General features: G+C 50.3%; 9 protein-coding genes. 3 read left to right on the forward strand and 6 right to left on the reverse strand.

Features of this window, described 5'->3' with window-relative positions:
- From AC3DKE_RS10850 to AC3DKE_RS10860, 3 genes are all read left to right on the forward strand, one after another.
- On the forward strand, nucleotides 1-330 hold a 330-nt coding region (locus tag AC3DKE_RS10850; RefSeq protein WP_487990691.1), incomplete at its 5' end, for a hypothetical protein.
- A gap of 1 nt (nucleotide 331) precedes the next feature.
- Nucleotides 332-1,129, forward strand: coding sequence for a glycosyltransferase (locus tag AC3DKE_RS10855; RefSeq protein WP_487990692.1), 798 nt, complete (start codon nucleotides 332-334; stop codon nucleotides 1,127-1,129).
- Nucleotides 1,126-1,953, forward strand: coding sequence for a glycosyltransferase family 8 protein (locus AC3DKE_RS10860; RefSeq protein ID WP_487990693.1), 828 nt, complete (start codon nucleotides 1,126-1,128; stop codon nucleotides 1,951-1,953). The genes AC3DKE_RS10855 and AC3DKE_RS10860 overlap by 4 nt, the downstream gene beginning before the upstream one ends.
- On the opposite strand, the gene AC3DKE_RS10865 is transcribed toward AC3DKE_RS10860, so the two are convergent.
- The 6 genes from AC3DKE_RS10865 to AC3DKE_RS10890 form a co-directional block, all read right to left on the reverse strand.
- Complete coding sequence (locus tag AC3DKE_RS10865; RefSeq protein WP_487990694.1) at nucleotides 1,933-2,976, reverse strand: glycosyltransferase family 4 protein; 1,044 nt, start codon at nucleotides 2,974-2,976, stop codon at nucleotides 1,933-1,935. The genes AC3DKE_RS10860 and AC3DKE_RS10865 overlap by 21 nt on opposite strands.
- Nucleotides 2,977-3,083: 107 nt before the next feature.
- The gene (locus tag AC3DKE_RS10870) at nucleotides 3,084-3,311 is read right to left on the reverse strand and encodes a hypothetical protein (RefSeq protein WP_487990695.1); all 228 of its coding nucleotides are present in this window, start codon (nucleotides 3,309-3,311) and stop codon (nucleotides 3,084-3,086) included.
- Complete coding sequence (locus AC3DKE_RS10875; protein ID WP_487990696.1) at nucleotides 3,266-3,853, reverse strand: glycosyltransferase family protein; 588 nt, start codon at nucleotides 3,851-3,853, stop codon at nucleotides 3,266-3,268. Before AC3DKE_RS10875 ends, AC3DKE_RS10870 begins: the two co-directional genes overlap by 46 nt.
- Nucleotides 3,854-3,890: 37 nt before the next feature.
- A complete protein-coding gene (locus tag AC3DKE_RS10880) occupies nucleotides 3,891-4,082 on the reverse strand; it encodes a hypothetical protein (RefSeq protein WP_487990697.1) in 192 nt (63 codons plus the stop codon).
- Nucleotides 4,069-5,199: an O-antigen ligase family protein gene (locus tag AC3DKE_RS10885; RefSeq protein WP_487990698.1), complete on the reverse strand. Its 1,131-nt coding sequence runs from the start codon at nucleotides 5,197-5,199 to the stop codon at nucleotides 4,069-4,071. The genes AC3DKE_RS10880 and AC3DKE_RS10885 overlap by 14 nt, the downstream gene beginning before the upstream one ends.
- A gap of 8 nt (nucleotides 5,200-5,207) precedes the next feature.
- On the reverse strand, nucleotides 5,208-5,568 hold a 361-nt coding region (locus AC3DKE_RS10890; protein WP_487990699.1), incomplete at its 5' end, for a glycosyltransferase family 4 protein.

Here is a 5,568-nt window from a genome sequence, read left to right on the forward strand (position 1 = left end):
GATGCCATCCTAGGCATATTTGGTGCTACCGATAAGGCGCGTCGAGTGATTCCGAACAAGGTTTACCAAGGTTTGGCGATTGGTCGTCCTGTTATTACCGCGAGCACATCGGCATATCCGGAGAGCTTGCGTGCTGATGAAGATCAGGGCTTTTTTTGGGCGTTGCCGGGCGATCCGGCCAGCATCCAAGCGGCCGTTCATCGCCTGCAAGCGCGACGCAATGATTTGGTTTCTTATGGTTTGTTGTCTCGACGCACTTATGATCAATGCTTTTCCAATGCCCTAATTGCCCGGCAGCTAACACAATTATTAGCGCTTACTGGAGCTTGAAATGAGTCGCAAGGTATCTGTAATAGTTCCTAACTTCAATTACGGTCGCTATGTGGCAGAAACGCTAGAGTCGGTTTTGGCGCAAACTTATGATGATTACGAAATAATTTTCATCGATGATGGATCTACCGATAATAGTCTTGTGGTCGCTCAGCATTATCCGGTGAAAGTTTTTTCTCAACCAAATCAAGGCGTCTCTGCTGCTCGTAATAATGGTGCTGCCTATGCTTCCGGTGACTATCTGCTTTTTCTAGACTCTGATGATTTGCTTTACCCAGATACGCTTGCGGTAATGGTCAAGGCACTGGATTTGGCTCCAGCCTCGGTAGGCTATGTCTATGGTCAGCTGCAATATTTTGGGGAAAAGAATGATATTTTCCCAGCGGGTCCGTTTGACCCGGTACGACTGTCCCGTGCGAACTATATTCAGACAAGTGTAATGATTCGAAAGACTGCTTTTGATGCCGTGAATGGTTTTGATCGTGGTTTTGACCTCCGTGAAGATTGGGAGCTTTTTATTCGTTGTTGGCACCATGGTTACTCCGGTCAGTTCATGGAGCGTCCTCTTATTCGTTACCGTAAGCATCGCCCAAAGCAGGTTGTTCGAAGCATGAGTAAGCGTCGCAAACGTCTCTCGGATGTAAAGCTGGTTTGGCTTTATCCGCGATTCTTCTGGCGCAAGTTGCTTGGTAGCCCATTGCGATTGATGTATCACTATGTGTTCTTTTTTCACAAGGATATGGTGGGGCGTTTGGGGCCAACAGGGTTGGTAGCTACTTCCAGCGAGGCCACGAAATGAATGTGGTTTATTGTGTCCACGATGAGTCGGACTACAGCAAGCACCTGCTGCCGGCGCTGGCGGCGCTGTATGATAACAACCGGGCACATGACATCCGGGTCACCATCATTCACCTTGGTATCAGCTGGGTAAGTGAGATCAACGCGCTGGCGGCAGGCTATCAGCGCCAAGTAAGCTACATCCACGCCACAGATGAGGAGGTCGATCAGCTCAGGAGCTTGCCGGTAATCGGGTTCCTGAATATAGGCACTAATCTTCGCTTCCTGATCTTCAAGTATTTCCACGAACCTGTGCTCTACCTTGATGTTGACACCTTGGTGGTTGCGAATCTTTCTGGCCTGCTCTCAGACAAGCTAGAGCCAGTGTCGGTGGTATTGGAGCCCAGCGCCGACCTGCGCCGTGAGAAGGCCGAGTCGCTGGCAGTCACAAGCTATTTCAATGCCGGAGTCATACGTGTGGATGCCGCCGCCTATGATTATGACGGCGTTATGCTCGCCGTTAGTGACATCCTGCGGCGCTATGGCGAGAGGATCACTTGGGGAGACCAAGACATATTGAACATCCTGTTCGAGCCGGACAAGCAATTACTGGACGGCGCTTATAACTTCATCCCCTTCTTGAGCACCGGAGAGCCGCGCATCATTCATTATGCCGGTCGCAAGCCTTGGTCTATACACTACCGCTTCTGGCGACCAGGTGCGCACTATCGTACCTACATGCGTTACCGCGAGATGACTCCGCTGCGTGATCAAGGCCTGTCGGATTTTAGCTTCCGACGCTGGCTGCAGTACCAGTTCTATGCCTTATTTTACGGCTATCAGTGAGGCGCAGAAGCTTTCTAGTTGTTGCGAGATGCTTGCGTCGGAGTGCTCGCGCAAGGCTTTGGCGCGGCCGGTGATCGCTAGGGTCTGGCGCAGTGCGGCGTCGTCGCGTAGCGTCACGATGGCCCGAGCCAGCGCTGGCGCATCTTGGGGCGGCACCACATAGGCGGTTTCTCCATGGACATACATGGTGGATGGCCCGTCGATGTCAGTACCTATTAAGGGCTTTCCGTAGGCGAAGCTTTCCAAAATTACCAGCGGTTGGATATCCCACTCCGATGTGAAGCACATGATGTCGACGCTGTTATAGAAGTCGGTTTTTGCATGGGCCGGAATCCAGCCGATGAACTCAACTTGCTGCTCTAGGCCCAGTTGTTGGCATTGCATCTGCAGCTGTTCGCGTTCCTCGCCATCCCCGGCGATGCGAGCATGAATTTGGACTCCTTGCTGTCTGAGCAAGCTCAGCGCATTTAGCAAGTGATGAAGGCCCTTGTTGCGGGCCATACGGGCGATGGCACCAACCGTGAAGACTTCATTGCGGGCTGGTCGCAGTAGTGCGGCATCCGGAATAGACACTGCGTTTGAGATAACCTGACATGGCTTGCCATTTGCTCCAGCCTGTTCAACGAGTTTTTTCATGAAAGGGGTAATGCAAATGAAGGCATCTGCTGGCAAGGTGCGTTTGATGTTGTGGCTATGATTAAAGGCCACGACCGGATTGATACCTCTGGACGCGCGCTTGAGCATGTAGATCGCTCGCCCACTATGACAAATGCAAAGATCAATGCGGCTCGCGCGTAACAGTTGACGAGCTCGCCAGCTGGCGATGAGGTCGTAGTGGCCGTGGTTGCGCAGGGTATGCACAGTGATTTTTGTGGGGAAGTCGATTGGAATTTTACGTTGATCCAACGGGTCTATTAGCAAGGTGACATCATGCCCAGCGGCTGCAAGTAGCTCGGCTGTTTTCAGGGTGGCGATCCAGCGACCGCCGGTGGAGTCTCCATAAACAGCATTTACGATTCGCATGGCTTTCTCTGAGAGTAGATTATTCGTAGGTTGATAATAGGCTAGTTGGCGGTGATGGAGGCGACGTCTCCCCTGGTTTCAGTAGAGTCCGGGATTAGAGTCCAACGTTAATTTAACTGCTTTCTATACCCGTTGTCATAGGCCGAGGGTGTCATTCCGCCGAAGCTTGCTGCGCCAAGAGTAGTAGCAAGCTTCGGAGAAGCCGTGCTACGGCACGGCTCCTTGATTGGTAACTCGGCCTTGGCTTCGCGCTGGAAGCCAATGATCTGCTCTCCAGTGAAGTGCTGCTTCATATCAAGTTTAATCGTCGAATACTGTCCCAGCGATTGCTCCATGTGTGCTCTCTCAGCGTTCTGGATTGGCCAGCATGTGCGATGCTCTGGGCCGTATCTTGGGCCCTAGTAAGCAGCTCTGCGATGGCCTGACCACCGCCTCCACCAGGAATGACTAGGCACTCTTTGTTAGGTACTAAATTTAGATGAAGATCGGCAACATCATCTGTAACTAAGCATGCTCCATGCCCAGTAACATCAAAGCAGCGAGATGGAAGCCCATTTGTAATGTTGCTTGAGTTGATCGTGTTAAGTACGAACTTGTGCTGAAGGTAGAGTTTGCGAACGTCTGCTAGTGTTAGTCGCTGCCGACTGACTCGTATTGATGTGGTCGCCAGCGGCAAGTAGTGGCTTCGAAGGCCTAGGCTCTCACCTCTTTGAGCTAGAGCGGTATCAGTGAAGAGAAAGTCTGAAATCCCGTGATTACCAGCTAGCTTGTTATCAAACTGGTCACCCACCCATTGCGCAGTTTTAGCATTGCTTTCAATTAATAGGTAGATAGCTCGGTCGCTATGACATATGCACAAATCAGTACTTTTTGGCATTTATAATGGAGCGTACCTTTGTGCTTGCCACGAGGTCTCAGTGGCCATGATTTTTTATGGCAATTATTTCTTCATTTCGCGTGAAGTTGGACGGTATGTTTGTGATGTCTTCGGGTGCGACTAGCAAATAAACTTCATGACCAGCAGTGCTAAGTAATTCAGCTGTCTTAAGTGTTGCACCCCAGCGACCGCCAGTAGAGTCGCCATAGACTGAGTTAATTATGCGCATGATACCCTCGTTGAGTGTGCGTAAATTTTTGCTTTTTATAGTTGGTCATGGCGAGTGCCATTCCAAAGTACAGTCCAAAAGTGGTACTAAATAGTTTTGTATCCACCATTCCTAAAGTTAAGACGAATATCATGGGTATAAAGCTGGCGAGATGCTCGTGCTGCTGCTTCGTGCCCCGATAAAGCCAAATAAAAAATGCGGTTAGCATGAGGGTCAATGCAAGCGGGCCGCCAGAAAAAAGCAGCTCCAGATATATATTATGCGGCATTTGTAGCTGGGAGCCTTGTAAGAACTCATTGGGCACTCCTTTGAAGGTGTTATTTCCCATACCTACCCAAGGTGAGCTGGCGTAGACACTCAGTGTATGCTGCCACAGTGAGTATCTACCGCTGTCTTCCACGCCACGATCTAATAGTTGACCAGTTAATATTAGTGCTATTGGCAGGCAGGCAAGGCTTAATGCTATGCGAAGTATGCGAGTCGGCCATGAGCGAGCTCGCCATGATGTGTATAGGAGGACGGTTGCGATTAGTGCGACTACTGAACCTCGTGCGCTAGCAGCTAGTGTAAGAGCCAAAATAATAATCGAGGCTATGGGCAAGTAAATCCGACGATGGGTGTCACTATGTGGCGCAAGCCAAATCAGAAGCAGCCACATAGTGATAGTCGCAGCTAGTCTTGCGGGGTGACCAAAAAGGCTACGTTCCAGCTGATAGGTGGCTGAGTTACGAAGTGCGCCGTCCATTAGGGGCAAGTGTTGTATCAAGGCGAGCAATAGCGTGACAAGCAGAAGCGCTAAAAAATAGCGCTGGCGGAGTGGTGTCATGAGTATTAGGCCCAGCGTTAGGCCCGCCATTACACCTCGCGTCAAGTCATATAAACCTTTCGCAGAAGCTCCATAATCGGTCGAAAATATGCTGCCTGGAATTAAACTTAGCCCCAAAATAACTAACAAACTACTGGTGTTTGGCTGCAGGGCAAGCCCTGTTCCGCCGGCAAGGCTGTACAGGAGTAAGCCGCCTAACGACAATGATACCCAAGGTAAAAAAGGATAAAGGCTAGCGCAAACTCCGATCATCATCAGGGCTAGCCCGACCATTTGGCAGTGAGTTTTCATTTTGGTTTTCAATAGGTGGTGTTAGATTTGATGACAGAGATGGATTTGTAACACGTAATGGTCTTTTCGCACATTGTGGCTAGCTTAAACTGGTCGGGCGCAGAGTTTTTCGGTGCAGTGCTTAATGCTATGCTCATTGCAGCCACTAATGCGCGTGGGTCGCCTGTGACAACAGCCCCTTCCGGATAGCATGCCTTTAAAACTTCACCAACACCGCCTTGATCCCATGCCACCACGGGCGTGCCAACGGATAAAGCCTCCAGCACGGTTCGACCAAAAGTCTCCGGTTGCGTGGATAGTGAGAGTACAATATTGCATTGACTAAAAACTTCGCGAATATCACTGCGAAGCCCCGTAAACGTAATATCA

It is taken from the genome of Paraperlucidibaca sp. (assembly GCF_982810325.1).

Coding starts and splice junctions, on each gene's coding strand:
- AC3DKE_RS10855 (WP_487990692.1), top strand. CDS start 332: ATGAGTCGCAAGGTATCTGTAATAGTTCCTAACTTCAATTACGGTCGC.
- AC3DKE_RS10860 (WP_487990693.1), top strand. CDS start 1,126: ATGAATGTGGTTTATTGTGTCCACGATGAGTCGGACTACAGCAAGCAC.
- AC3DKE_RS10865 (WP_487990694.1), bottom strand. CDS start 2,976: ATGCGAATCGTAAATGCTGTTTATGGAGACTCCACCGGCGGTCGCTGG.
- AC3DKE_RS10870 (WP_487990695.1), bottom strand. CDS start 3,311: ATGGAGCAATCGCTGGGACAGTATTCGACGATTAAACTTGATATGAAG.
- AC3DKE_RS10875 (WP_487990696.1), bottom strand. CDS start 3,853: ATGCCAAAAAGTACTGATTTGTGCATATGTCATAGCGACCGAGCTATC.
- AC3DKE_RS10880 (WP_487990697.1), bottom strand. CDS start 4,082: ATGCGCATAATTAACTCAGTCTATGGCGACTCTACTGGCGGTCGCTGG.
- AC3DKE_RS10885 (WP_487990698.1), bottom strand. CDS start 5,199: ATGAAAACTCACTGCCAAATGGTCGGGCTAGCCCTGATGATGATCGGA.